Annotated in this window: 19 protein-coding genes and 2 tRNA genes; 11 read left to right on the forward strand and 10 right to left on the reverse strand. The window is 54.9% G+C overall.

All coding sequences use genetic code 11. The features are described from left to right. The first annotated feature begins 266 nt into the window (after positions 1-266). The 4 genes from GR303_RS17700 (at position 267) to GR303_RS17715 (ending at position 5326) form a co-directional block, all read left to right on the forward strand. Positions 267-2426, forward strand: coding sequence for a TonB-dependent siderophore receptor (locus GR303_RS17700; protein ID WP_161724821.1), 2160 nt, complete (start codon positions 267-269; stop codon positions 2424-2426). Between the two features lie 24 nt (positions 2427-2450). Beyond that, positions 2451-3260 (forward strand): ATP-binding cassette domain-containing protein, encoded by an 810-nt coding sequence (locus GR303_RS17705; protein WP_161724818.1) that lies wholly within the window; start codon positions 2451-2453, stop codon positions 3258-3260. A gap of 1097 nt (positions 3261-4357) precedes the next feature. Continuing rightward, positions 4358-5008 carry a hypothetical protein gene (locus tag GR303_RS17710; protein WP_161724815.1) on the forward strand — a complete coding sequence of 217 codons (651 nt, stop codon included), beginning with the start codon at positions 4358-4360 and terminating at the stop codon, positions 5006-5008. A 177-nt stretch (positions 5009-5185) separates the two neighbouring features. Beyond that, entirely contained in the window at positions 5186-5326 is a 141-nt protein-coding gene (locus tag GR303_RS17715) for a hypothetical protein (RefSeq protein ID WP_161724813.1), read from the forward strand. Between the two features lie 12 nt (positions 5327-5338). On the opposite strand, the gene GR303_RS17720 is transcribed toward GR303_RS17715, so the two are convergent. The 3 genes from GR303_RS17720 to GR303_RS17730 all read right to left on the reverse strand — a co-directional run bounded on the left by GR303_RS17720 (position 5339) and on the right by GR303_RS17730 (position 7216). Further along, positions 5339-5539 (reverse strand): hypothetical protein, encoded by a 201-nt coding sequence (locus GR303_RS17720; protein WP_161724811.1) that lies wholly within the window; start codon positions 5537-5539, stop codon positions 5339-5341. A 29-nt stretch (positions 5540-5568) separates the two neighbouring features. Beyond that, entirely contained in the window at positions 5569-6225 is a 657-nt protein-coding gene (locus tag GR303_RS17725; RefSeq protein ID WP_201752122.1) for a hypothetical protein, read from the reverse strand. A 445-nt stretch (positions 6226-6670) separates the two neighbouring features. After that, positions 6671-7216 carry a recombinase family protein gene (locus tag GR303_RS17730; RefSeq protein WP_161724808.1) on the reverse strand — a complete coding sequence of 182 codons (546 nt, stop codon included), beginning with the start codon at positions 7214-7216 and terminating at the stop codon, positions 6671-6673. A gap of 307 nt (positions 7217-7523) precedes the next feature. Here GR303_RS17730 and GR303_RS17735 point away from each other — a divergent pair, with 307 nt between their 5' ends. Further along, the gene (locus GR303_RS17735; protein ID WP_161724805.1) at positions 7524-8876 is read left to right on the forward strand and encodes an AAA family ATPase; all 1353 of its coding nucleotides are present in this window, start codon (positions 7524-7526) and stop codon (positions 8874-8876) included. Continuing rightward, a complete protein-coding gene (locus GR303_RS17740; protein ID WP_161724803.1) occupies positions 8876-9772 on the forward strand; it encodes a hypothetical protein in 897 nt (298 codons plus the stop codon). Before GR303_RS17735 ends, GR303_RS17740 begins: the two co-directional genes overlap by 1 nt. A gap of 44 nt (positions 9773-9816) precedes the next feature. On the opposite strand, the gene GR303_RS17745 is transcribed toward GR303_RS17740, so the two are convergent. Further along, a complete protein-coding gene (locus GR303_RS17745) occupies positions 9817-11346 on the reverse strand; it encodes a tyrosine-type recombinase/integrase (RefSeq protein WP_161724800.1) in 1530 nt (509 codons plus the stop codon). 80 nt (positions 11347-11426) lie between these two features. Further along, a tRNA-Thr gene (locus GR303_RS17750) sits at positions 11427-11501 on the reverse strand. Between the two features lie 361 nt (positions 11502-11862). Between GR303_RS17750 and GR303_RS17755 the strand changes: the two genes are divergently transcribed. From GR303_RS17755 to GR303_RS17770, 4 genes are read left to right on the forward strand one after another with little or no spacing between them, the layout of a single operon-like run. Further along, positions 11863-13698 carry an N-6 DNA methylase gene (locus GR303_RS17755; protein WP_161724797.1) on the forward strand — a complete coding sequence of 612 codons (1836 nt, stop codon included), beginning with the start codon at positions 11863-11865 and terminating at the stop codon, positions 13696-13698. Further along, positions 13695-15038 (forward strand): restriction endonuclease subunit S, encoded by a 1344-nt coding sequence (locus GR303_RS17760; RefSeq protein ID WP_161724794.1) that lies wholly within the window; start codon positions 13695-13697, stop codon positions 15036-15038. Before GR303_RS17755 ends, GR303_RS17760 begins: the two co-directional genes overlap by 4 nt. Beyond that, positions 15035-15574 carry a hypothetical protein gene (locus GR303_RS17765; protein ID WP_161724791.1) on the forward strand — a complete coding sequence of 180 codons (540 nt, stop codon included), beginning with the start codon at positions 15035-15037 and terminating at the stop codon, positions 15572-15574. The genes GR303_RS17760 and GR303_RS17765 overlap by 4 nt, the downstream gene beginning before the upstream one ends. Continuing rightward, on the forward strand, positions 15571-18687 hold the full coding sequence (locus GR303_RS17770) for a type I restriction endonuclease subunit R (protein WP_161724789.1): 3117 nt from the start codon (positions 15571-15573) through the stop codon (positions 18685-18687). Before GR303_RS17765 ends, GR303_RS17770 begins: the two co-directional genes overlap by 4 nt. A 92-nt stretch (positions 18688-18779) precedes the next feature. On the opposite strand, the gene GR303_RS17775 is transcribed toward GR303_RS17770, so the two are convergent. Further along, the gene (locus GR303_RS17775; protein ID WP_161747590.1) at positions 18780-20330 is read right to left on the reverse strand and encodes a hypothetical protein; all 1551 of its coding nucleotides are present in this window, start codon (positions 20328-20330) and stop codon (positions 18780-18782) included. Positions 20331-21140: 810 nt separating this feature from the next. Between GR303_RS17775 and GR303_RS17780 the strand changes: the two genes are divergently transcribed. Further along, on the forward strand, positions 21141-21872 hold the full coding sequence (locus GR303_RS17780) for a TIGR02391 family protein (protein WP_201752123.1): 732 nt from the start codon (positions 21141-21143) through the stop codon (positions 21870-21872). A gap of 110 nt (positions 21873-21982) precedes the next feature. Here the strand turns inward: GR303_RS17780 and GR303_RS17785 are convergent, their stop codons facing one another. The 4 genes from GR303_RS17785 to hemA all read right to left on the reverse strand — a co-directional run bounded on the left by GR303_RS17785 (position 21983) and on the right by hemA (position 25275). After that, entirely contained in the window at positions 21983-22687 is a 705-nt protein-coding gene (locus tag GR303_RS17785) for a hypothetical protein (RefSeq protein WP_161724784.1), read from the reverse strand. A 125-nt stretch (positions 22688-22812) separates the two neighbouring features. After that, a complete protein-coding gene (locus tag GR303_RS17790) occupies positions 22813-23805 on the reverse strand; it encodes a tyrosine-type recombinase/integrase (protein ID WP_161724782.1) in 993 nt (330 codons plus the stop codon). A 104-nt stretch (positions 23806-23909) separates the two neighbouring features. Beyond that, positions 23910-23984: transfer RNA gene (locus tag GR303_RS17795), tRNA-Thr, on the reverse strand. Between the two features lie 64 nt (positions 23985-24048). Beyond that, positions 24049-25275, reverse strand: coding sequence for a 5-aminolevulinate synthase (hemA, locus tag GR303_RS17800; protein ID WP_161724830.1), 1227 nt, complete (start codon positions 25273-25275; stop codon positions 24049-24051). Positions 25276-25347 lie beyond the last annotated feature (72 nt).

Below are 25347 nucleotides of genomic sequence, written 5' to 3' on the forward strand. Positions count from 1 at the left end.
CGTCCTACACGGACATTCTCGACCACTGTTGCGCGGCTTGGAACAAGCTCGTAGACCAACCCTGGACCATCATGTCCATCGGCTTGCGCGACTGGGCCCACAAATGATGATCAACGGGACTTGGTATTAGAGTAGTTTTAAAACATAGATCTTGCTTTGATTATGGGAAGTTAATAGTCAGGGTTCGAACCAGCACATTGGTGTTCTAAGCGACCGGTTGGGCTCCATCAGAGCCGCACGGGCGCCTGTAGCGTTTCGAGGCCCGAATGAACTATCGTCATCTGTTGAGCATCGGAGTGAGCGTCATCTCCCTTGCTGTCGCGGTCACATCCAGCAATCCGTCCTGGGCGCAGACGCAGCAGGCGTCCGGCGAGATCCAACTCGAGACGGTGACAGTGGAAGGGCAGGCTGGAACCGCAACCGGTCCGGTGAGCGGTTATGTTCCCAATCGCACGGCAACGGGCTCGAAGACCAGCACGCCCATCGAGGAAATCCCTCAGTCGATTTCGGTGATCGGCCGTGAAGAGCTCGAGGACCGTCAGGTGCAGAAGGTCGACGAGGCCCTGCGCTATACGGCCGGAGTTTTTGCGCAGCCCTTCGGGCTGGACTCGGACACGGATTGGTTCTTCATTCGCGGCTTCTATGCCGGCCAGACCGGCGTCTTCCTGAACAACCTGCCGCTCTATCAATACGGGTTTGGCGGGTTTTACATCGACCCTTTCATTCTTGAGCGGATCGAGGTGCTCAAGGGGCCGGCTGCGGCTCTGTATGGCGGCTCGTCAATCGGCGGCATCGTCAATCTCGTCAGCAAGCGTCCGACGACGGAGCAGCTTCGCTACATCGAGACGGGCATCAACTCCTGGGGCAATGGCTATGCCGCCTTCGATTTCGGCGGTGTGCTCGACAAGGACAAGATCTGGTCCTACCGCCTCACCGGCAAGGTGTCCGGCGGCGGCTGGGAAACGGAAATCGCCGAAGATTTCCGGGGCGTCATTGCGCCGGCCTTCACATTCCGACCCAATGCGGGCACGGAATTGACCGTTCTTGCGTCCTACCAGCATATGGATCTCATGCATACGGGCGGGTTCCTGCCTTATGTCGGGACGGCCGTGCCCGCACCTTATGGCCGCATCCCCCGTCGGTTCTACTACAACGAGCCCGATGTCGATCTCTATCGCCGCGACCAGGCCATGATCGGCTATGAGTTCGAGCATGCCGTCAACGATGTTTGGATCCTGCGGCAGAATTTCCGCTATGCCCATACGGATTCAGAGGAGCGCGGTCCTTATCCGTTCGGATACCAGGGCGGAGCTCCAGTCGGGCCTGATTTCCCCCTCTTCCGTGTCGGCTTCAACCACCACACCATTGTGAACACGCTCTCCCTCGACAATCAGGCGGAGGCGAAGTTCGGTACGGGACCGCTGGATCACACGCTGCTTCTCGGTCTGGATTACAAGTACTACAACATCGATCATATCCAGGCAGCCGGCGGCGGCACGCCGATCAGTCCGGTCAACCCGATCTACGGCGCTCCACAAGGGCCTACGATTCCCTATCTCGATCAGGACCTGACCATGAACCAGGTCGGGTTTTATGCTCAGGATCAAATCCGCTACGGCGGCTGGATTGCGACCCTGAACGGGCGCTACGACCACGTCTCCACCAAGAGCACCGATAAGGTCAGTGCAGCCAATTTCAGCGACGAAGCCGGTGAGTTCAGCGGCCGCCTGGGATTGGGCTATGAGTTCGCCAACGGGATGACGCCCTACGTCGCCGTATCACGTACCTTCAATCCAGTGATCGGTTCCGACTTCTTCGGCCAGTCATTCGCGCCCGAAACCGGCCAGCAATATGAAGTCGGCCTCAAGTACAGGCCGGCCTTTGTCGATGCCCTGATCACGGTGTCCCTTTTCGATCTCACGCGTCAAAACGTGAACACGTCCGATCCGGAGCACTCATTCTTCGAGGTCCAGCTGGGAGAGGTACGCTCGCGTGGAGTTGAGGTCGAGGCGCAGGCCAACATCACGGCGGGCCTCAAGGCAATTGCCGCTTTCACAGCTTACGACATCGAAATCACTGCAGATTCCAACCCAGCCTTGATCGGAAATCGCCCCAACGTCGTGCCTGAAGTTCTTGCCTCGGGCTGGCTCGACTACACGGTCCAGGACGGATTGTTCAAAGGGCTTGGATTCGGCGCAGGCATCCGCTATGTCGGCTTCTCCTATGCCGACAACGAGAATACCCTGAAGGTGCCTGCCGCCACCGTCTTCGATGCCGGTATCCGCTACACGCGCGACAACTTCACGGTAGCGCTCAACGTCAACAATCTCTTCGACAACGAATATGTCTCGGCCTGCGATACGCAGTACACCTGCAACTACGGCGCCGGTCGCGTGGCGACCCTGAAGGCGAGCTACAAGTGGTAGTGGCCACGGCGGTTCTCGAAGCTCATGTCCACTGCTCCATGCGACGGCCCCGGCACCGAGCCGCCATTGTTCGAGCTGTCTGACGCCAGTTTCTCGGTTTCCGAGCGAACTCTGCTTCAGCCACTAACTCTTGCACTGGGCGGGCGGCGCGTGATCGGGCTCGTCGGCCACAACGGTTCGGGAAAGTCGACCCTCCTCAAGCTTCTGGCCCGACAGCAGCCTGTTTCAGAAGGCCTCGTTTCCTTCGGCGGCAGAGCCTTGTCGGAGTGGAGCGAACGGGCCTTCGCACGGAAGGTTGCTTATCTGCCGCAACAGATCGCGCCGGCGCCTGGCATGCTCGTCAGGGAGCTCGTGGCTTTCGGGCGCTACCCTTGGCATGGGGTGCTTGGGCGCTTCGGCGCAACAGACCGGCAGAAGGTCGAAGAGGCCATGGCACTTGCCGGGGTGGAGCCGTTCGCCGATCGCTTCGTGGATACTTTGTCTGGCGGCGAGCGGCAAAGGGTCTGGCTGGCGATGCTGATAGCGCAGGATACGGAATGTCTCCTGCTCGACGAGCCGATCTCGGCGTTGGATGTGGTCCACCAAGTCGAAGTCCTGGCACTCGTCCGACGGCTCGCGTGGGAGCGGGGCCTTTGCGTCCTGGCCGTGCTCCACGACGTCAACATGGCGGCGCGCTTCTGCGATGAGATCCTGGCTTTGAAGGCCGGCCGCCTGATCGCCCGTGGTACGCCTCACGACATCATGACGCCAGCGTGCCTTCAGTCGATCTATGGCATTGCTATGGAAGTCGTGGCTCACCCGGTCACGGGCCAGCCTGTCAGCTTCGTGCGGTGACGGTCCTTTGCGTCTTGCTTGATCGGAGAGCAGGATCTCGCACTCTCGACACGGGTCGTTCCGAGGCCGCCCTGCATCACTCGGGCAGCGACAACGGACTGGAAGTCCAGCACGGGCCGAATCCGCCTTTCAATAGCGGAATGGTCGTGTTCGGTCCGATTGTTCAAGGAGCGGCTCTGGCGAATCCGGATCGGCTTCAGCTGGAGCGTGGTCAGGTTCTCTAGCCTTGAGGGAGCGCTTCACCTCGCGCTTGCCGACGAAAGGACGCACCCGGTCAGGGATGACTTGCCGAACCCGCAGATGCCGGTTCTGGGATGCCTGCGGGAGGTGTCATCGCGAGGACCATGTGGACCACCCTTGTGTACAAAAAAGGGGCCGGAAACCTGAAGTCCTGCTTAAACTTGGCGCAAACCTCGGGAGAGGGATGGTGCTGCCAGAGAGGATCGAACTCTCTTTGGGCCTCCACCACCCCATTGAAATGTAAGCACTTTGTAGCGTCCGTCCAACGCAATGTGTGAAAGGGCGGTGTGTAAGTCAAGGATGCAACGAAGGCCCGCAGGGTACAGACGGACGCCAAAATCATTTCCGGGCGCGGTCAGGCGTCTGTTGCTCCTTCGCTAAGCGGTCGTGACCTTGCGCCGTAGCCTCCCAAGCAAGGCCAATCATTCCTCGAACATCGGATACAAGAAGCTTGCAATCGAGAAGCAGAAGCGTTCGAGTAACAAGACGATTGACATACAAAATCATTTTGACGGGCAAACGAACCGTTCAGTATAAATGTATATTATTACATACTGAACAATTTTATGAGAAACATCGAAGTTAGAGAAAGATTTACAGCAGCATATAATGAGCTTGTCTACGATGCGTGGACTTTGAGCCGGAATTATGGGAGCCCAACTTACGACGATAAGGTTCGTGAGCGAGGCAAATACGGATCTTGCGGGCAAACCCTGTACGTGCCGCGCCTTGGGCGTGAGGTACGCCACTTCTGCCGCCGTCCAGCCTGTCCATCCTGCTCGACGTTCTGGGGGCGTGCGCTCGGTCGAAAATTAGTTTCCCGATATCCAAACGGTACTCCGAGTGGCGATTTTCGAATGATCACGATGATCCAGTGCGTGACCAGCGACCTGGACGATGCATTCGGGCGGTTCAAATCGTCTCGCAAAGCGTTGAGCAATGCAGTCGGATACCAGTGTAGTCGTGGTCTTGATCGAGCGGGATGGCGGGATTTTGGCCTCGCAGGAGCCCTTGAGATCGACCATTTTCTAGCGGACGATTTCAGCGAGATCGGTTCCCAGAAACAGCAGCAATATCGAGATCTCGGCTACGATCCCAACACGGCGAGGGGATCACAATGGGTCGTTACCGTCCATGGGGTTGTACACCTTGGGAAGCTTGGAGAGGACACCATCAGGACAAGTCTTCGGTCTGTCGCCCCAATCATTCATTTCGAAAACTTATTCGGTTGGCAGGCGCTCGATGAAGCCGCCGAAAGCATTGTTGGATATGCCGGGAAGGTTGCCATCGAAACTTCGTTGATCGACGGCCAGAGCCGCGAATGGCCGATGGAGGCGCTCAAGGAATATCTCTTGGCCGTCAAACGTAATTCGCATGGAAGGCAAGGCTTTCGCGTGTTGGTAAATCCGAAGTCGGACACAAGCTCAAAGAAGAAATCGGCATATTCTCGCGTAATCAAGCATAGCAATGGAAATGATGACGATGCGATGCCAGTAGTAATTCTGTAATGCGGCATGATGCTCCGCATCATGCCACCTGTTATGGCCGTAACGCTTGCTCGCGGGCTCACGCTTATACGGCCATAACAATTTCAGTAAGTAAGTATAATTCTATACTAATAATAGTGAGTTCGAGTTTTTAATATGAGTTATTTTCAAATTACTAAAATCGTTTTGACTCAGGATATGCAAAAGTTCGTTCTGGCCCTGAACCAGAACACCAAGGGTCACATCAAGAAGGCCCAACCCATTGGCCGGGATGTGTGGCTGCTTTACGTGCGCACCATCGACCGCAACGAGGCCGATTACATCCGGCAGGATCTCTAAAACAATTTTAGGTCAGGCCTTCCGTGCGAGCTTAGCACGGAGGCCCTGAACCTTCTGACTGGATTGAGCCTGCTCGTCTCGGATCTCCTGATTGATCCCGGCTTTCCGCTCAGCCTCACGGCGGCTCTTCTCAGGGGACATAGGAGACAAGGGCTTGGTAATACCAGTCTTTGGCTGTGTCGGCTTCCCCTCTACGAGTTCGTAGTAGCGCATGTCATTCCTCGTCGTGCGTAACGAGGTATTTAGCTCGCCTTCTTGGCTGCCTTTTCCGGCTTTGGCTTGATCTTCAATCCCTTGCTTGAGCGGTCGGTATCCTTGGATTCGTCTGTGTCGTCTGCATTGTCATCGTCGAGATCAATATCATCATCGTCTTCGTCATCGAGATCTTCATCATCTTCGATGTCCGTGGCTTTGATTTCAATCATTCTGGCCATGAGTGCATTGTACGACTTGGAATCGACATTGCCCTTTTCGTATTGCTCTTTCACAACCTTGTATGGGTTCAAAATCAGCACATAGCTGATGGGACCGCTCGGCCCATCCTTGATGTCGATGAAGCCGAGGTCATGGAGGATTTTCATGCGGCTGGCCCAGGTGCGCTCGGCCCTCTCCCCAGAGAACCCCGAAAAGAAAGACATCTCGCGCGGTTTCGCGACGACAAACGCATCGTTGAAGGTTCGGCACCAAAGGTCGAGATAGGTTGCTGAAACAGGTTTGCCCTTCGACATGTTGTCCATGATCCGGAGGATGAGGGGCAGGGCGCGTGGAATGTTCAACCAGCCTTCTGAGTTACCATAGCCCCAAAGGCGGCTCTCATTCAGCTTCGGCCAAAGCGAATCCCGCAATGCCGCTTTCTGCCGTGCAACCTTCGAGCGCTGTTTCTTGGACATGGGAGCCATGGTACATTCCATCTCTAAAGCGAAACGGCCCGAGGTTTGGACGCTCGGGCCTACAGATGGCGTGCGCTCCCTTGCCCGGTCGCCGTTGCTCCCGCTTCTTGAGGCATGGATTTCTCAAGGGCGGGAGCCGTCATCTGATGTTCGGAAAGTAGGGCAACTTTTCGTGCCAAGCCAGGAAATAAGTCGCACTGGATGGTACGAGAAAAGGCCATTTTTGGCTTACTCGACGATCAGGTTTGACACATATGTTGTCAACTCGCCGGAAAATCGGAAATGGCTGTTTTGGGGAAAGCTAAGCAATATAAGGCTTTCTTGGCTGTTCGCCTGTGATCGCAGGTCATCTGTTATCCAGTGATCCTTGGGTCATCCCGTGTCATCCGGGGGATAGACAAGGGGGATGAGCCCCTCCCTTTACTTTGAAAAAATGTTCGGACGGCCAGTGGTCTCATGCACTGAGTGCCCGGTGAACCGAGCCCTTGCCGATGCCGAGGCGCTTGGCGATCTCGCCCATCGACAGGCCCTGCACATGGAGCGCCTTGATTTCATCCGTCTTGGCGCGAGCGGTAGGCTTCCGGCCCTTGTATTTGCCTGCGCTCTTGGCCTTGGCGATCCCCTCGCGCTGCCGCTCCAACATCATCTCGCGTTCAAATTGTGCGACGCTCGCCAGCACATTCAGCATGAGCTTGCCGGTGGGCGTGCTGGTATCGACACCCATGGCGACGATACGAAGGGCGACACCCTTCGCGTTGAGCCGATCCAGGATCTCGCCCATGTGATGGACCGAACGGGCTAGACGACAGAGTTTCGTGACCACCAGGGTGTCTCCTTCACGTGCGAACTCTATCGCCGCTTCGAGAGCCTCGCGGGGTCCGATTGAGGAGGTCTGCTCTTCAAATAGTTTTTCGCAGCCCAGTGCTCGGAGATCTCGAAGCTGAGCTTCGAGTCCAGCTTCTTGTTCCAGTGTCGAGGTCCGTGCGTATCCGATCAGCATGGCAGAGGCCGTTTCGTTCCAATGAAGTCTAAGATGTTATAAGCTTTTCCGTTCCATATGTCAAAGACAACTTTATTGGAACGACCAAGCCAACATCGTGGAACGGTCCAGACGGGCAAGGTCTATCGGAACACACATAGATGGAGGCTGGAGCCTTGGAGGATCGTCGCTGTCTCAAGGAGGCGTTAGAGTTGAGGGTGAAGCTGGCTTAGCTATACTCTTTTGCTCCGAAGATCTCTGATGTAGGGTGCCGCCGCCGATTTACCTACACTCATTTCAAAAAGGTATCGGGTTACGGAAGGGGCATATGGAAATCGCGTCTGGCCAATCCACAAGGCAATCGTACCTCCGTTCGATTCAAATCAAACGGCTGTGGGGCTACCGAGACATAAAAGTTCAGTTTAGGCCCGACGTAAACATATTGGTGGGGCGGAATGGATCTGGGAAAACTACCGTTCTCAACATAATTGCCGACATCCTATTGTTGGATTTCGATGCGCTTGCCAAAATTCCATTCGAGAGCATTCGCTTAGTGTTTCGAGATGAAGCGGCAAAGCGTAGCCCTTACTTGCTTGTCACGAGATTGAAGAGTGCCACTGAGAACGTTGATCGTGGGCTAGAAATCAGAGCGTACAACGATATCAAGCTCAAGAAGGCGGTTGCGGAGCAAGTACTCTCATATCAATATAAAACTGCACCTTCTCGTAGAGGGGGATTGTCTGGTATTCTTGGTCTGGCCACTCAGACATTAGAGCCTCTACAGCCACCACTAGCTGCATTTATCAACAATCTTGCCGCAGTTACGTGGATTTCTGTTCATCGGAAGCTGGCCACCCCGTCAAATCAGCTTCAAGCCGCATTCGACAGCGCAGTTGATGAGCGCCTTGAGCAAATCAATATTCGCTTTACTGAATTTGTGAACTCCATTGATAGCGAGCAAGCTCAGCAGACGGCTTCTTTCCAGAAGCAGCTTCTTACGTCTTTGATGCTCACGCTGCCAAGTCCGGACTTAACTCCAAAGAAGCTGAGTAAAATAAACATTACCCGCCTTCGTGGGACAATTGAGCGTGTGTTGAATGACCTCGAACTCACCGCACAGGAAGAGAAGGTGGCGGATGTCTTTGATCGAGCCGCCGCATCCCTGGCTCGTATCAAATCTAATGAAGGTGTCGAACTGAATGATCTTCTTATCGCTTCGTACCTTCTCCAGATGGAAAAAATAGCAGGATCTTGGTCAGAGTATAGTAGAGGAGTAATTGCGCTTCACAGGAAGAAATATGCGATCTCTGCGACATTGGACGAGTTCTTTGATGACAAGGAGTCGTTTATTAGTTCAACTGGAAGGATCTATTTTTTCCGGGGCGAGGATTACGATAACGTTATTACTCCTGATAAGCTGTCATCAGGTGAGAAGCAATTATACATCCTATTAATGGAGACGCTTCTCGCAGCCGGTAAGCCGTCAATTTTCATTGCGGATGAGCCGGAACTCTCATTGCATGTTCTATGGCAAGAAAAGCTCATTGATGCGATGCGAGGGCTCAATAGTGACGCGCAACTGCTTTTTGCTACGCACTCGCCTGACCTTGTTGGAGGCTTCTCAGACTCCGTACAGGATATGGATGTTCAGAGCGAAGAAGCCAGTGTCGAGGCGCGTTGATGCCTGTCTTCACTCGAACCCTAAGCGGCTTCCGAAACTATAAGCTGTTTACAAAGAAAGATGTCACTGCCTTTTGCGAAGGAGGCAGTTCAAGCATCGCACCGGCTGATGCGTTGGCTGGCCGCTCGAATGCTGGCGCGGAGGATATTACATTCTGGGATATCATCACCAGCGTATGTGTTCCTGGTCAGACGTTTCATCTGAAGGCAGTTGGGGACTGCAATGCTGTACATGCGATTGCAGATTGGCTCATTGCGAACAACGTAAAGGCTGCATGCGCCTTTATTGATCGTGATTGGCGTGATTTCGACGGCACTATGAGAGTCGATAATCGGGCTATTTATACGCCTGATTATGCGTGGGAAAACACGGTTGTAAGGCCGGAAGTGATTGCCGAGACAATTCTATCCCTTGGTCACTTACCTCGCTCACACAAAAGGCCCGCAGTGGCCTTCTCAACGAATTATCTTAGGGATCTTCAGCACGCATTGCGCTGGCCGATCTACATGGACATTTCCGGAATTGGCTCGGGAGCATCGTTCGTGGACAAAACGGAACGTTGCGGGGGAGCTATTGACTTGTCCAGTGGGGGCGATCTGAGGGTCGATAGAGCCCAGCTACGTGCGAGATTCAAGCGCCAACGTCATCAGTATCAGCGAAACATAAAGGTCACTATAGGGCAAACCTCATCTCCTCGGCTGATCCCAGGTCACGTGTTGATGGGAGCCGCGATCTGCATCGTGCAAAGCTATTTGAAGAAAGCTGGCGTGAAGGGGCATAGTGGTCCCTCTATCCGGGCTGCATTGCTCCAGCAGTTCAGGCAATCGTTTGGAACCGGACCCTGGCGGCATGAGCGAACTTATTTTCGGCGGGCTCTTGGCCGGATCCCGACTTGATGGGCAACATTTAGGCGAGACGGCTGGATAGGAAAAGCGAGCACCTAACTTGCGACATCATCGTTGCATGGGGTCGCCCTGTAACGCGGAAATCGCTCCAAGGCCTTTGCCATCATCCGGATTGTCGGTGCCTCATATTTGCGAGCGACGCTGCTCGGAGCATGGCCCACTATAGCATCGCTAATGCGCTCCTTAATCCCGGCGTCCAACGCTCGGTTTTTGAAGGTGTGACGCCAGCCGTGATTTGGGTCCACCTTTGGATCTAGGCCGACAGACTTCCGGAGCCACTTCGCCAGCTTCTGGGCACGCTGCTCGGACCCGCCAAAGATCGCATCAGGACTATGGCGTTTTGGGTCGTAGAAGAGGGGACCAGTGCCTACCGCTCGTACCACGTCCAAGAAGCCCTGTTCGATAAGATGCTCGTGGAGAGGGACGGTCCGAGCATTGCCGCTCTTGGTCTGCCCAAAGTGCATCACCCAGGATCCCTGCTCCTGTCGAATGTCTTCCACTTGTAGAGCGGTGATCTCAGAAACCCGCGCCCCTGAGTAGGCGCAGAGCCACGGACACCAGCGCTTCGCACGAGCGAAGGACGGATTTCGTTCGTTGAAGGTTTCTGCGTTCGCAAGGTCAAGGATTGCTTGTACCTCCGCTTCGCGGAAGTGGCGCTCTCTCGACGCGACCTCACGTATCTCATCGAGCCGGATTTTCTCCGCTGGATTCAGCGCGATGAGCTTCTTGCCTTGATGAGTAGTCGCCCACCTAAAAATTGATTTCACCGCCGCCAGATCGTTCCGATTGATGACTTTCGGCTTGATCCCATCTACATCACGGCGATGCTCAGCCCAGGCGTAGATTTGATCGCCTGTGATTGCCTGAATACTCCGTGCGCCACAATAGGTTGCCAGCGAGTTGAAGATTGGCTTGTAGCGCCGGATTGTCGAAGGGGCTCGCTTATCGACTTGGTATGCGCTCCAGCGCTTCCAGAGTTCGTGGACTGTAACCTGAAGCTGCGCTTCAACGCGCGGCTTCGAGTGCAGGGCTGGTTCCGGGCTGGGACTGCTCTGAGATGAGGAGCGAGGTCCGGTGATACCCTGGCCAAGGCCTGGGGAGAGCCTTGCTGCAACCTCATCCATAAGACTCGCAACCCCAGATACAATCCGCGACCGGTTTGCATCTGTGTCCGCTATCCCAAGGTCAGTTAATGCCGCGCTTGCTGATGGCTGGAAGCGGTCTACGGCTACGTTCCATTCCATGGTTAGATTCGGGGCAGGAGCCGCAGGCACTTCCGGCCAGTTTTCGGCTACGAGAGGGGCTGTTTCTGCTCTCTTTTGCTTCCAGAACTCCTTCAGCGCGGCATCCGCTGCTGCATGGCGTTCCTTTGCGATTGGAGGTTCCTTCGTTCGCAATGAGATCTGAATGAACTCGCCGATTCGGACGGACTTCGAACCTTCACCGACCGGAAGCGTCACCATTGTTCCCTTTAGGCGGGCAACAAGGTCTTCTGGTGTGCGCTGGCGAAGGTAAAAGACACCCGTATCGGGGTGCTTCCAAGGTGCGGCCATTCTGAGGATCATGTATGCGTCCCATGTGTGAAAGCGGGACGCTCCTAAGTGCTTACTCTACCTCAACTTCCTGCAATGCAGGGGAGGGGCGATGGTGCTGCCAGAGAGGATCGAACTCTCGACCTCTCCCTTACCAAGGGAGTGCTCTACCACTGAGCTACGGCAGCGTCGCTGATGTTGAGCCGGTTCAGTGCTCAAATGGCAGAGCCCAGAAAACCTTTCAGACCAAGCTGTTACGCGCCTTCTATACTGCTCCGGCGCCGAATGGGCAAGGCCCCAGATTGGGGCGAGGATTTCCGTTGAGAAGGCAGGAGGAGCCCCTCAGTGTGACAGATTGTGACAAGCCGGGGGTGGGTACGGGGGGAAACTGGTTGAGCCCTGTCTAAGAAATGGGCTCTCGGAATTTTTCAGAATTTTTGAACCGGGATCGGCAATCCCTCGGCTGGGACTCTTGGCTTAGCCGCCTCAGGTTGGGTACAAACAAGCTAAGCTTGATTTGATAACGTGACCTGCCGGGGGCTAATCAACGTGAACCACCAGACGCTTTCGTCTTTTATCTGGTCTGTCGCTGACCTTCTGAGGGGTGACTATAAGCAGTCGGAGTACGGCAGGGTGATCCTGCCCTTCACGGTCCTGCGCCGTCTCGATTGTGTCCTAGAGCCGACCAAGGCGGCAGTTCTGGCTGAGTTTGAGGAAAAGTCGAAGTTGGGGCTCAACCCGGAGCCATTCCTCCTCAGGAAGTCGGGTCAGAGCTTCTACAATACCTCCCCCTTAGATATGGCCAAGCTCATGGGGGACCAGGACCATATCCGGGAGAACCTCTTTGCCTACATCCAGGCGTTCTCCCCGGCTGTCCGGGACATTTTTGAGCGGTTCCAGTTCTACACCCAGGTCGAACGGCTGGCTAAAGCCGGGTTACTCTATCAGGTTACCGAGAAGTTTGCTCGGATCGACCTTCACCCGGATCGGGTCAGCAACAGTCAGATGGGCCTCGCCTTTGAGGAGCTGATCCGAAAGTTTGCTGAACTTTCAAACGAGACCGCCGGTGAACACTTCACCCCCCGAGAAGTGATCCGCCTCATGGTCAACCTCCTGTTCGTGGAGGATGACGAGGTGCTGACGAAGCCTGGTGTCGTCCGGACGATTTACGACCCGACTGCCGGGACAGGCGGTATGCTGTCGGTTGCGGGGGAGCATCTGGAAGCTCTCAATCCCCAGGCTCGTCTCACCATGTATGGCCAGGAGTTGAACGATGAGTCCTATGCCATCTGTAAGGCTGACATGCTCATTAAAGGCCAAGACGTAGCCAATATCGTTCCTGGGAACACTCTTTCTGAGGATGGCCATGTCGGCCGCAAGTTCGACTATATGCTCTCTAATCCTCCGTTCGGTGTCGAATGGAAGAAGGTCGAGAAAGAAGTCCGCAAGGAGCATGAGACCCAGGGCTTCAACGGCAGGTTTGGTCCTGGGCTTCCAAGGATTTCGGATGGTTCCCTCCTGTTCCTCATGCATCTCCTATCCAAGATGCGTCCTGCCTCCGAGGGTGGCTGCCGGTTTGGCATCGTCTTGAACGGTTCGCCACTGTTTACGGGCGGGGCTGGAAGTGGTGAGAGCGAAATCCGCCGCTACCTGCTGGAAAACGATCTTGTAGAAGCAATCATCGGCCTTCCGACCGATATGTTCTACAATACTGGGATCGCCACCTATGTTTGGATTGTCTCGAATAGGAAGCCGTCAGAGCGAAAAGGCTATGTTCAGCTTATCGACGCCAGTTCCTTCTGGCAGAAGATGCGGAAGAGTCTAGGCTCTAAGCGTCGGGAGATGAGCGATGACCACATTGCCACCATAACTCGACTCTTCGGCGGTTTTGTCGAAGCTCGCCTTGCAACAATGTTTGATTCGGCCGGGGACGAGGTTGGGCGACATATCCTTGTAGAGGGCGAGCCGGTGCCAACATCCCCAGAGGGGGGAAAGGTAAAAGTTGTACCACTGTCACGCATCTTTCCGAATGAGGCCTTCGGCTTTCGCACCATTACTGTCGAGCGCCCCTTGCGAGACGAGGCAGGTAAGCTAATCCTAGGGCAGAAGGGCAAGCTGAAAGGCAAGCCACAGCCAGACCCAGATCTGCGGGACACTGAGAATGTACCTCTTGCGGACGATCTAGAGGCCTACTTTAAACGTGAAGTGCTGCCTCACGTACCAGATGCGTGGATTGACTACGATAAGACGAAGGTTGGCTACGAGATTCCCTTCAACCGTCACTTCTATGTGTTTGACCCATCGCGCCCTCTTGAGGAAATAGACCGCGACCTGAAGGAAGTTGCCAGCCGCATCAAGGTGATGATTGAGGAGCTAGCTGCATGAGTTTTCCTCAATATAGCACTTATCGTAGTAGTAGACTCGAGTGGTTAGGAAAGGTACCGAGTCATTGGGGAGAAGCTCATCTGAAATGGTTAGCAAGACGGTATGCTGGTGGCACTCCAGATAAGACACGATCCAATTTCTGGACTGACGGCACAATTCCGTGGCTCAATTCTGGCTCTGTCAATCAGGGTGTAATTACGGAGCCGTCTGCTTACATAACCGAGGAGGCTTTGGAAAAGAGCAGCGCTCGTTGGGTCCCCTCCGGTGCACTTGTCATGGCGTTGGCTGGCCAGGGGAAAACCAAAGGCATGGTCGCACAAATGGCCATAACTGCAACCTGCAACCAGTCTATGGCGGCAATCGTGCCCACTCCCGAGATTGCAGCACGATACCTCTTTTGGTGGCTCACAAATAACTATCAAAATATTAGAAACTTGGCTGGTGGGGATCTTCGGGATGGTCTCAACCTTGAGCTACTCGGCGAAATACCCTGCCCAATTCCGAGTCTGGATGAGCAAACCTGCATCGCTACCTTCCTCGACCGAGAAACTGCAAAGATCGACGTGCTAATTGAGGAGCAGCAACAGCTGATCGAGTTGCTTAAAGAGAAGCAGCAAGCCGTCATCTCTCACGCGGTCACTCAAGGTCTCAACCGAGGGGTGCCTACTAAAACTACCGGATTAGAGTGGCCTGATACGATTCCAAAACACTGGGAAATATTGCCGCTAACGCGTTTGGTGCGCCAGTTTGTTGATTACCGTGGGGCTACACCTACAAAGGTTGAGGACGGTGTGCCACTCATTACCGCAACTCAGATCAAAGATGGTCGCATAGACCATTCTCTCGATCCTGTTTTCATTTCCGAAGCGGAGTATCTTAGTCGAATGACACGTGGCTTTCCGGAGCGAGGTGACGTGCTACTCACGACTGAGGCTCCGCTTGGCGAGGTCGCCCAGATTGAGAATGAGCGAGTTGCGCCAGGGCAACGAATGATCTTGATGAAGGTTGAGAGTCGCAAGATTACCAACACGTTCTTGTACACGCACTTTAGATCACTGTTTGGGAAAATGCAGTTGTGGGCTCGGGCAAGTGGCTCCACAGCTAGCGGCATCCGCTCTGATCGCCTGAGAGCGAGCTTGGTCTTGGTTCCGCCAATCGAAGAGCAAGAAGAAATTGTCTCTCATATTGCTAAAGAGACAGCTGGGTTCGGCCAGATTGAAAAAGAAGCGGAAGCAGCTATCGCACTCCTGCGAGAACGTCGCAATGCGCTGATTTCAGCCGCTGTCACAGGCAAAATTGACGTGCGTGGTCTTGCTCCCGCCAAAGCGGAGGCTGCATGAGTATTGACCAACTAATCGCTAAGATCCCGTCGATGTCGGACGCCGAGCGTCGTTCCATGCGTGACAACGCCTCTCGAAAGATAGAGAGCAGCAATGCCGAGCAGAGGAGCCAAGCTCAGCATCTGCTCGACGCCCTGTCTGCACATGAGGCGCAGGAAGCCTTAGAGTTGATGGATTACGCCCTGGGCCTCTCAAAGTCTCAGCGTATTGTTGAGGCGTTTCGCGCCCGTCCAATGACTGACACTGACCGGCAAGTTATTCAGACGCTTCTCGATAATCCCGGAGCAACGTCGAAGACACTCAGCGAGGCTCTACGCTGGGGAGGACAAAGCTGGCATCTGCACTTTGGTAAGATGTGCGAAGCTAGAAAGGAATATCTCTGGCCTGCACCATATGCAGAACACCGGGACGCAAATTTCTACTCGGGTATCCTTGCGGACTACAATGAGGAAACCAGCGGCTTTACGATGAAGGCCGAGGCTATTGAAGCCTTTTCAGGGATGGGTCTGCGCCCAAAAAGGACCAGCCAATCATGAACCTCCACAAGGAGATTAGCTTTGAGAGCGAAATCTGCGCTCATCTCGCGGCGAATGGCTGGCTCCACGCTGCGGATGACGCGGCTCTCTACGACCGTGCCCGAGCCCTCTACCCGTCAGACCTTATCTCCTGGGTCCAGACTACTCAGCTAAAGGCATGGGACGCCCTTGTTAAAAACCACGGAGCAGCTGCCGAGGGTGTTCTCCTCGACCGTCTCAGAAAGCAGCTGGACGACCGAGGCACCTTAGACGTTCTTCGGCATGGGCTCGAGCTTCTCGGGCTGCGTCAGCCTCTCTCGCTTGCCCAGTTTAAGCCAGCGATGACGATGAACCCGGAGATTATCGCTCGCTACCAGGCCAATAGGCTCCGGGTGGTTAGGCAGGTTCGCTATTCTCAACACAATGAGAACTCCATCGACTTGGTGTTGTTTCTCAATGGCATCCCCGTGGCTACGGCGGAGTTGAAAACGGATTTCACCCAGAGTGTCGCTGACGCCATAGACCAGTATCGGTTTGATCGTGACCCTAAGCCCAAAGGGAAGCCTGCTGAGCCACTTCTGAAATTCCCAGGTGGAGCCCTGGTCCATTTCGCTGTGAGCAATAGCGAAGTCCATATGACCACCCGGCTTGTGAGCTCAAAGACCACCTTCCTCCCATTCAACAAGGGGGACAATGGAGGAAAGGGCAATCCCCCCAATCCCAATGGTCACCGTACCAGCTATCTCTGGGAAGAGGTATGGCAGCGGGAAAGCTGGCTGGAAATCCTCGGGAGATACCTTGTCGCTCGCAAGGATTCCAAGAAGCAGATTACCAGCTTCATTTTCCCCCGGTATCACCAGCTCGATGCTACCCGGAAGCTCGTCGCCCAGGTGCTGAAGGAGGGGGCAGGGGGCAAGTTTCTTATCCAGCACTCGGCAGGATCGGGGAAAACCAACTCGATTGCATGGTCCGCTCACTTCCTGGCGGACCTTCATGATGCTGCGGACCAAAAGCTATTTTCGACTGTCATCGTGGTCTCCGACCGGAACGTGATCGACACTCAGCTCCAAGAGGCACTATTCGACTTCCAGCGGACAACGGGCGTTGTCGCGACAATCAAGAACGAGGGATCGAGCAAGAGCGGTCAACTCGCCCAAGCCCTGAGTGAGGGCAAGAAGATCATCGTTTGCACGATCCAGACCTTCCCATTCGCCTTGGAAGCCGTGAGAGAGCAAGCCGCCACTCAAGGCAAGCGGTTTGCCGTCATTGCTGACGAAGCCCATAGCTCGCAGACCGGTGAAGCTGCCGCCAAACTGAAGCAGGTTCTCTCCCCGGAGGAGCTGGCTGAACTTAACGAAGGGGGGGAAGTCAGCACTGAGGACATTCTCGCCGCTCAGATGGCTGCAAGGGCGAATGAGAAGGGGATCACCTACGTCGCCTTTACAGCCACTCCTAAGGGTAAGACGCTTCAGCTCTTTGGGCGGCTTCCAAAGCCGAATGAGCCCGTTGGTTCCGACAATTTCCCTGGCCCGTTCCACGTCTACTCGATGCGGCAGGCAATCGAGGAAGGCTTCATTCTCGATGTGCTGAAGAACTACACGCCCTACCGACTGGCGTTCCGTCTCGCCAATGGAGGGCATGAGTGGGACGAGAAGGAGGTTGAGCGCGATGTCGCCCTCAAGGGTATCATGCAGTGGGTCCGTCTCCACCCGTACAACATCAGCCAAAAGGTCCAGATCGTCGTCGAGCATTTCCGTGAGAACGTAGCTCCTCTGCTCGATGGCAAGGCGAAGGCGATGATAGTGCTTGCGAGCCGCAAGGAGGCTGTCCGATGGAAGCTCGCTATCGACAAGTACATTCGGGACAGGAACTATAAGCTCGGGACTCTGGTGGCCTTCTCGGGAGAAGTGAACGATCCCGAGTCAGGGGAGGAGCCCTTCAGCGAGAGTAGCAAGGTGCTGAACCCCAATCTCAAGGGACGAGATATTCGTGAGGCCTTTGCTGGGGAGGAGTATCAGCTCCTGCTGGTCGCGAACAAGTTTCAGACCGGGTTCGACCAGCCGCTACTCTGCGGAATGTACGTGGACCGGAGGCTTGCCGGAATACAGGCAGTGCAGACTTTATCCCGGCTTAACCGGGCCTATCCCGGCAAGGACACCACCTACGTCCTCGACTTCGTGAACAGCTCCGAGGAGATTCTTGAGGCATTTAGGACGTACTACGACACAGCAGAGCTTCAGGCCGTTACAGACCCCAATCTCGTCTACGATCTTCGCTCAAAGCTCGATGCTTCGGGTTACTACGACAGCTTTGAGGTGGATCGGGTGGTCGAGGTCGAGTTGGACGACAAAGCCAAGCAGGGAGACCTGATCGCGGCCTTAGAGCCTGTCGCTGATCGACTTCTGAAGCAGTTTAAAGAGGCACAGAGGCGGCTTGCAGCCGCTAGAGCAAAAGGAGACGATAAGACTGCAAAGGATGCTCAAGACACGATCAATGCTCTGATCCTGTTTAAAAGCGATATGGGAGCTTTTCAGCGGCTCTACAGCTTCCTCTCCCAGATATTCGATTACGGCAATACCGACATAGAGAAGCGGCTTATCTTCTTCAGGCGGCTTGTTCCGCTTTTGGATTTCGGACGAGAGAGGGAAGGCGTGGACGTTTCCAAGCTCGTCCTGACGCACCATAGCCTCAAGAGTCAGGGCAAGAGAGACCTGCCCGTTGAGGACGGAGACAAGCCGAAGATTGCTCCCCCTACCGAGACGGGATCGGGCTCAGTTCAGGAGAAGGAGAAAGCTCGCCTCAACGAGATTATTGCGAAGGTCAACGACCTGTTTGAGGGAGACCTAACCGAGGACGACAAGCTGGTCTACGTGAACAATGTGCTGAAGGGAAAGCTGCTTGAGTCCGAGGAGCTGATGGTTCAGGCGAGCAATAACACAAAGGCTCAGTTCGCTAGCTCTCCAACGCTGTCTAAGGAAATCCTTAACGCCGTGATGGACGCCCTTTCGGCCCATACAGCTATGAGCAAGCAAGCCCTGGACTCGGATCGGGTCAGAGAGGGTCTTAAGGATGTGCTGTTGGGACCAGGACAGCTGTACGAAGCTTTGAGAGAGCGAGCGGCTGAGCAGGTTTAATAACTTGATTTAAGACTCCTAAAAATACCTGGACAAACAGACGGAGCCCCTCTCGATTGCTGCACTTGAGCGACCGAGAGGGGCAATGGCTATTAGGCTTCCTGCCGTTCCAATTGTTTGATTGCCTCTACAAACGAAACCCTTTTGGGAGGTAGGGTAGTGGCTGGAGAAAGCCCTTGCGGTCTCATTGGAAGGGTGGCCTCACCACTGCTGAAAACGTCCCGAAGAGAGAGCCCACGAATCTTAGCTCCGGGCACCGTCAGTACACTTGGCTGAGACGCTGACTGAACCTCCTGGCTGTCCTCCTGCGAAGCCTGTGTAAGGCTCTGGCTTTCAGTCTCTGGGTGACGTTCAGAGGAGAACCCCCCCTTGTTTGGCCAGCTCTTCAAAGGCGCTGACATCGCTCTGGCATAGCCATGCTCTGCCTTGCGTTCGATCATCTCCGCCACACTTGAGCTATCCAGCCACTCCAAGAAGAGACCACGCATACGTGCCGAAGGAATGAAAACGGTGATTGGCTTCCAGTCTCTTATCTGGCTTCGCCAAATCCACTGGATCATTTCGGACAGAGCGTAGAGTTCCTCGTTGACGGTGATTCCGCGGTCCTCAAAGTAACCCTTGATCATCGGATGGTAGAAGACATTGCAGAGGTAGGCGAGAGACTTCTTGTGCCTGAAGTCGTTAGTGGCTTTAGCATTGTTCGGTATCCAGCACTCCTTCTTAGAGTACCGTGTGCCTTTGAGTGCCTTCCCTGCCTTCTTGAACGTGGTCCAGGCGTTGTCGTTCGCCGGGGTCCGGGCATGTTTCTTGAACCAATTTTCTGTCGCAGCTTTGAGCTTGGCCAAATCCTCAGATTTGCGCTTATCAAACCAGCTTGATGAGAGTGGGTTCTCTCGACCCTTCGGCTGCCCCAACTGGTTAGCTGACCCATTATAGACCGTGATCAACTCCTTCAGTTTTTGCTTAGTCTCGGTCTCATCTGAGTTCTCAGCCCAGGAGACAAGCTTTCCATCAACGAGTGTCTTCATATCAAAATCTACACTCTCAGCTCTGAGATACGCAGACATCGGTGATCCGTGGAACATGTAGGTCAGGACATAGACCTGATCGAAACACTTGAGGAACTCGATTGGAAACTCCCAGATCAGAGCCTTCCCCCGGTAGAGGACGAGATTGCCGTTGTCACAAAGATCCCTGATGTTATCGAACTCTCCTTTGTAGACACCATGCTCACGATGGTTCCACCGTAACCGGTTCGTTCCAGGCTCCAGATAGACCAGACGCTCATTGAAGAGCAGTTCGCGATCGCAGTTCGACAGGCCGTCAAACATGCTCACGCAGTCCAGCACCTCATCGATGATAAGGGCGTATTTCTGCCTCCTGAGTTTCTCGTAAATCTCTCGGTTTAGCAGCGAGAACAGAGCATGTGTGGTGCAGATATTGGCTCCCTCGTCCAGCAAGGTGGACAGGTGATGGAGTTTTCTTCCTTCGACTGGTTGAGGGTTCCTGAAGTTCAAATCGGGACAGGCTTTGGTGATCCGATCAACCTCAGACAGAAGGGGAGCAACATAGAGAAACCGAGATGGCTCATGAGACGGATCAGTAAAGGACTGACCTAGAGACTCAGCATGACGCTGGTTCATGTGCTGAATCATGTACGAGGTTTTGCCTGATCCCATGATGGAGTCGATGATAGTAATCGTCATTGGTCACCTAATAAGAAGATTAAGCTTCTGTTTGACACAAGCTTAATGGAGACCGGCCACTCCGAGTGATCGGTCTGTTGGTTGGTTTGGGTTAGTGGTTGAGAGGGGTGGTTGAAGAGGGCGTTAAACCTTCTCTTCTACCCTCTTCCTTATAAGAGTGGGCCAAAAAACCCTTGTGGCAACAATGGCTTATTTGCCCTTGGTCCAAGTTTTGTGGAGGTGAAACTGGACCAGTAACCCACCATGAGACTGAACCTCAATCTGGTGGGGAAGATTGCGTCAGAAGGCTACGATTGACGGAGCCTGGACTGATGCAGTCTCTGTGTAATGGTGTACGTTTTGTCCCAAGAGCTTTGGGGGCTTCCGTAGCACCTTCGACGCAAGGTCAGCTTCTCAGTGAAAAGCGTCCGTTGGTCTCTCGGCGAGCCTCTGCTTATGGGAGGTGTTTTTGACCGACTGGGCGCTCTGCTAATGGGAGTGGTTTTTATTCGACCAAGCGCTCTTCTAATGGGGCCCTTTTTTGGGGTCTTTCGGTCTTTCTAATGGGCAACGTTTTTGGTCCTCCACTATTTGCTAATGGGGAGGGTTTTTAAACTGGGTCGAAGTGGGGCTCCTGAGTTCCGCCTAAAGCTCAGGATCGCATCTACAGGGCTCAGAACGGGCTCCGCTTGATAAAGCTACTTCCACTTACAGAGCACCATATGTGCAAAATGGCTGTGCTGTTGTGGGTAATCGGAGTGAATTGGGGTGAGAGAACTGGATCAGATACCGACTGAGGTATTGTTGGCCCTTGAGCCTGAAGAACTCGGCGCGAAAATCTTATTCAATCTCCGGTCGCGCTTTGGGCACAACATGTTTCACTCGAACAATCTCGCAAGTGAGTTGCCTACAGAGTATCAGGCACCAGAGGTACAACTCGCAATCTCTGAGGCATGGGCTTGGCTGACTGCACAGGGCTTTGTTGTTCCGGAGCCTGGAACGAACGGTCAACGTGGTTGGTCACGACTGAGCCGACGTGCAAAGAAATTTGAGGATGAGGCAGCGGTTCAAAGCTACGGCGTCGCAACGCAAGTGGCGAAAGCGAATCTGCACCCGGCTATCTCAAAGAAAGTGTGGATGGCTTTTATTCGGGGAGAGTTGGATGTGGCTGTGTTCCAAGCCATGAAGGCTGTTGAGGTTGCTGTGCGCGAGGCTTCCGGGCTTTCAGGGAAGCAGGTCGGTGTAGCCCTTATGAGAGAGGCATTTCATCCAGAGCGTGGTCCGCTGACGGATGATAGCGTGGAGTTCGCGGAGCGAGAAGCGAGGATGAGTTTGTTTGCTGGAGCAATCGGGTCTTACAAGAACCCTCACTCACATAGGAACGTGCCGCTAGACGATCCCAACGAAGCTTTCGATATAATCATGCTCGCCAACCATCTCCTAAGGATTGTGGAATACCGCCGGAAATTGTCAGCAACGATGAAGGACAGCTCAGAGTAGGCTAATGAGGAGGGTAAACCGCTGATCCTCACCCTAGCAACATCGGAACCTTTACCCCAGCTATCCTTTGAATAGAGTCTAACGCTCGACGCTAATGTCCTGGTGTCGAGTTACAGCTTCATCCCATTCTGGATGCAGCGCTGGAGTATCGCGAAAGCCTCTCGCGTCCCTTTAATGAAAAAATCAGCAAGTGTTTTCCCGTCTTCCGCGTTCAGTACCTCAAGGTGATTTGCATCGAAAAGTCGGCTAATAACTTGCGTGTTGATTGCGGTGCTTTTCCTCCATCTCTCCACAAAGGCTTCAAGGTCTGTTCTGGAGGACGGATTTGAGAACCATTCTACGTCATGTTTATAGTACGGCGTTAGAAAGATATTCTCCGACGTGACTTCTTTCTCGAAGGTAAGTTCATAGGACTTACCATCTGCCTTTAGGATGAGACGATTGCCATAGCCGTTGTTAAGCTTGGACCAAGAGTATTTCCCGAAGATGGCATCTAAGTATCCTCGCCTCTTCCTTAGGGTGAGATGCATAAATGGTTCTTCATTCACCAGTTCCGCACTGATGATCAGTCCATAATCATCTTTCCAGTTTTCCATTTTGCAGGAGGCTGGATTCTCAATCCTTCCTGCGCCGTACATGGCATAGGGGATGCTGCTGGCTATGTTGTTGCGAACAGTCCAATCATTGATTTTGTATGTGTCCGCAAATGCTGTGCCTGAGATGATAGTGAACAGTGCTGAGAGGATGATCGAACGCATGACGACGAGATAGGACCCGATTGCGAAGAATGGGTTGATGGACGAATATTCCCACATGGTGGCGTTAGATCCGTTACGAGGTTTGTCCCGGTGTTTCGATTTTCCCCGCGACAGATGGGATGGAATGGCTTGGATTAGTCTGAGAGACTGAGTTCCAATCCCTCAGACGTTGCTTCTCGTTCTTAGATTACAGCTCTGGCCAGCTTCTCGGCGACCTTCTCTGGCCTCAAGTGGGTATAGCGGCTCAACATCCGTGGATCGCGGTGACCGCTAATCAGAGCCACCTCAGGGACGGTCAGCCCATATTCAAAGAACCGGGACACAGCCTCATGGCGAAGGTCATGCAGCCGCAAGTCCTCTAGGCCAGCCCTCTTCCTCAGCCTTCCCCATGCAAGGCGCACCGCATTGGGCGTGAGAGGGAAGACCCGCTCATCCTTCCTATTCAATGAAGCTAGTATCTCTACCGCTTTGGGCGTGAGCGGTATTGTCCGAGGATGACCGTTCTTGGTTTTGAGGATGCGGATGGTAGAAGCACTCAGATCCACATCCTTCCATCGGATTGACAGAAGCTCACCCCGGCGCATCCCTGTCTCAATAGCGAGCGCAATCAATGGGCGGAGGTATGAGGCCGAGGGTGTTGTCATGGCTTTAAGCAACTCCTCGCCTTCGTCCTCCTGTAATCGGCGATCACGTGCCTTAGAGTCGGGCGGCAGCTTGATGCTTTTCAATGGATTGTCTCTGAGCGGGATACTCCATTCGCCCTTGGCAATCTCAAAACAGTGCCGAAGGATGACAAACTCCCGCCTGACGGTTGCGCCCTTCACAACCGAAAGCCGCTCGTCACGGTAGGCAGTGAAGTGGGCTGATGTGAGCTTGGCCAAAGATACTTGGGCGAGGTTATGCCGAAGGAAAGCCCTAAGGACGGCAGCTTCATTCTTGGCGCTGCGTTTGCGTGGCACAACCTCATCAAGATAGCGGCGAATAAGATCACCCACCGTGGATTGGGTTAGCACGCTCGCCTTAGGGACAAGATCGCCTCGATCAGCCTGTAGTTCGATTTGCCGTGCCCAGGCTTGGGCGTCTGCCTTGTGAAGGAAGGAGCGGCTTAGGGGAGGACTGCCCTTGCGCCTGACTTGAACCTGCCATTTGGTGCCGCGTTTGCGGATCGTTGCCATCGCTCGTGACCTTTGCTGTGACCAAATCGTGACAGCAGTGGTCTGAGGAGGTTTTCAGGAGGTTCGGCATATTAGCTAAGACATTGAAGTCAAAGCTAAATCGATGGTGCTGCCAGAGAGGATCGAACTCTCGACCTCTCCCTTACCAAGGGAGTGCTCTACCACTGAGCTACGGCAGCGTGCCAACGGGGAGGGCCGCTTACTGCCACAGGGCAGCCCTCCATGCAAGCTCGAAAATGATCTTTATTCGGCGGCCTGAACTTTCGGCTCCAGGGGGAGCCGGAGCGCGGTCCAGACCTCCACCAGGGCGGCGGCCAGGGCGTCGATATGGGCGTTCGAGTGGAACGGGCCGGGGGTGATGCGCAGGCGCTCCGTGCCGCGGGGCACGGTGGGGTAGTTGATCGGCTGGATGTAGATGCCGTGCTTCTCCAAGAGCCGGTCCGAGGCCGCCTTGCAAGCTTCCGCATCGCCCACCATCACCGGAACGATGTGGGTAGGCGTGTCGAGGACCGGCAGGCCGGCCGAGGTCAGGACGGCCTTGGTTCGAGCCACCTGGCGTTGCTGCTGCTGGCGCTCGGTGGAGGAGGCCTTGAGGTGCCGGATCGAGGCGGTGGCGGCCGCCGCGACCGCCGGTGGCAGGGCGGTGGTGAAGATGAAGCCCGGCGCATAGCTACGGATGGAGTCCATCACGGCCTTCGTGCCGGTGAGATAGCCACCCATCACCCCGAAGGCCTTGGCCAGAGTGCCCTCGATCACGTCGATCCGGTGCATGGCGCCCTCGCGCTCGGCGATGCCGGCGCCGCGGGGACCGTACATGCCCACCGCATGGACCTCGTCGATATAGGTCATGGCGCCGTAGCGCTCGGCAAGGTCGCAGATGGCGTGGATCGGCGCGATGTCGCCGTCCATGGAATAGACGCTCTCGAACACGATCAGCTTGGGCCGGTCGCCGGCGGCCCGGAGCAGCTCCTCCAGGTGCTCGAGGTCGTTGTGGCGGAAGATCGCCTTCTCGCAGCCCGACTGGCGGACGCCCTCGATCATGGAGTTGTGGTTGAGGGCGTCCGAGAGGATCAGGCAGTTCGGGATCAGCTTGGCAAGGGTCGAGATGCCGGTCTGATTCGAGACGTATCCGGAGGTGAAGACGAGCGCCGCCTCCTTCCCGTGCAGGTCGGCGAGCTCCGCCTCCAGGGCCACGATGGGGTTGCTGTTGCCCGAGATGTTGCGGGTGCCCCCGGCGCCGGTGCCGAGGCGCCAGGCGGTCTCCACCATGGCGCGGGTCACGTCCCGGTTCTGGCCCATGCCGAGATAATCGTTCGAGCACCAGACGGTGATGGGGCGCGGGCCTTCCGGGGAGTGCCAAATCGCCTGGGGATAACGGCCGGCCAGCCGCTCGATATCGGCGAAGACGCGGTAGCGGCGCTCCGCCTGGAGGCGGTCGAGGGCAGACGTGAAGAAGCTCTGATAATCCATCATCTCACCGGGTGGGCAATGCAATGCCCGGGGATAGTGAACCCATTATGCCAGATCACATTGATCCGGGTC

It is taken from the genome of Microvirga arsenatis, assembly GCF_009910705.1.
Lineage (GTDB): Bacteria > Pseudomonadota > Alphaproteobacteria > Rhizobiales > Beijerinckiaceae > Microvirga > Microvirga arsenatis.

Bases quoted from the DNA above. Each gene is read 5' to 3' on its own strand.
- GR303_RS17740 (WP_161724803.1), top strand. From the start codon at position 8,876: ATGCCTGTCTTCACTCGAACCCTAAGCGGCTTCCGAAACTATAAGCTG.
- GR303_RS17770 (WP_161724789.1), top strand. From the start codon at position 15,571: ATGAACCTCCACAAGGAGATTAGCTTTGAGAGCGAAATCTGCGCTCAT.
- GR303_RS17730 (WP_161724808.1), bottom strand. From the start codon at position 7,216: ATGCTGATCGGATACGCACGGACCTCGACACTGGAACAAGAAGCTGGA.
- GR303_RS17785 (WP_161724784.1), bottom strand. From the start codon at position 22,687: ATGTGGGAATATTCGTCCATCAACCCATTCTTCGCAATCGGGTCCTAT.
- GR303_RS17715 (WP_161724813.1), top strand. From the start codon at position 5,186: ATGCAAAAGTTCGTTCTGGCCCTGAACCAGAACACCAAGGGTCACATC.
- GR303_RS17790 (WP_161724782.1), bottom strand. From the start codon at position 23,805: ATGGCAACGATCCGCAAACGCGGCACCAAATGGCAGGTTCAAGTCAGG.
- GR303_RS17745 (WP_161724800.1), bottom strand. From the start codon at position 11,346: ATGATCCTCAGAATGGCCGCACCTTGGAAGCACCCCGATACGGGTGTC.
- GR303_RS17765 (WP_161724791.1), top strand. From the start codon at position 15,035: ATGAGTATTGACCAACTAATCGCTAAGATCCCGTCGATGTCGGACGCC.
- GR303_RS17760 (WP_161724794.1), top strand. From the start codon at position 13,695: ATGAGTTTTCCTCAATATAGCACTTATCGTAGTAGTAGACTCGAGTGG.
- GR303_RS17735 (WP_161724805.1), top strand. From the start codon at position 7,524: ATGGAAATCGCGTCTGGCCAATCCACAAGGCAATCGTACCTCCGTTCG.
- GR303_RS17720 (WP_161724811.1), bottom strand. From the start codon at position 5,539: ATGCGCTACTACGAACTCGTAGAGGGGAAGCCGACACAGCCAAAGACT.
- GR303_RS17700 (WP_161724821.1), top strand. From the start codon at position 267: ATGAACTATCGTCATCTGTTGAGCATCGGAGTGAGCGTCATCTCCCTT.
- hemA (WP_161724830.1), bottom strand. From the start codon at position 25,275: ATGGATTATCAGAGCTTCTTCACGTCTGCCCTCGACCGCCTCCAGGCG.
- GR303_RS17710 (WP_161724815.1), top strand. From the start codon at position 4,358: ATGATCACGATGATCCAGTGCGTGACCAGCGACCTGGACGATGCATTC.
- GR303_RS17775 (WP_161747590.1), bottom strand. From the start codon at position 20,330: ATGAACCAGCGTCATGCTGAGTCTCTAGGTCAGTCCTTTACTGATCCG.
- GR303_RS17705 (WP_161724818.1), top strand. From the start codon at position 2,451: ATGTCCACTGCTCCATGCGACGGCCCCGGCACCGAGCCGCCATTGTTC.
- GR303_RS17725 (WP_201752122.1), bottom strand. From the start codon at position 6,225: ATGGCTCCCATGTCCAAGAAACAGCGCTCGAAGGTTGCACGGCAGAAA.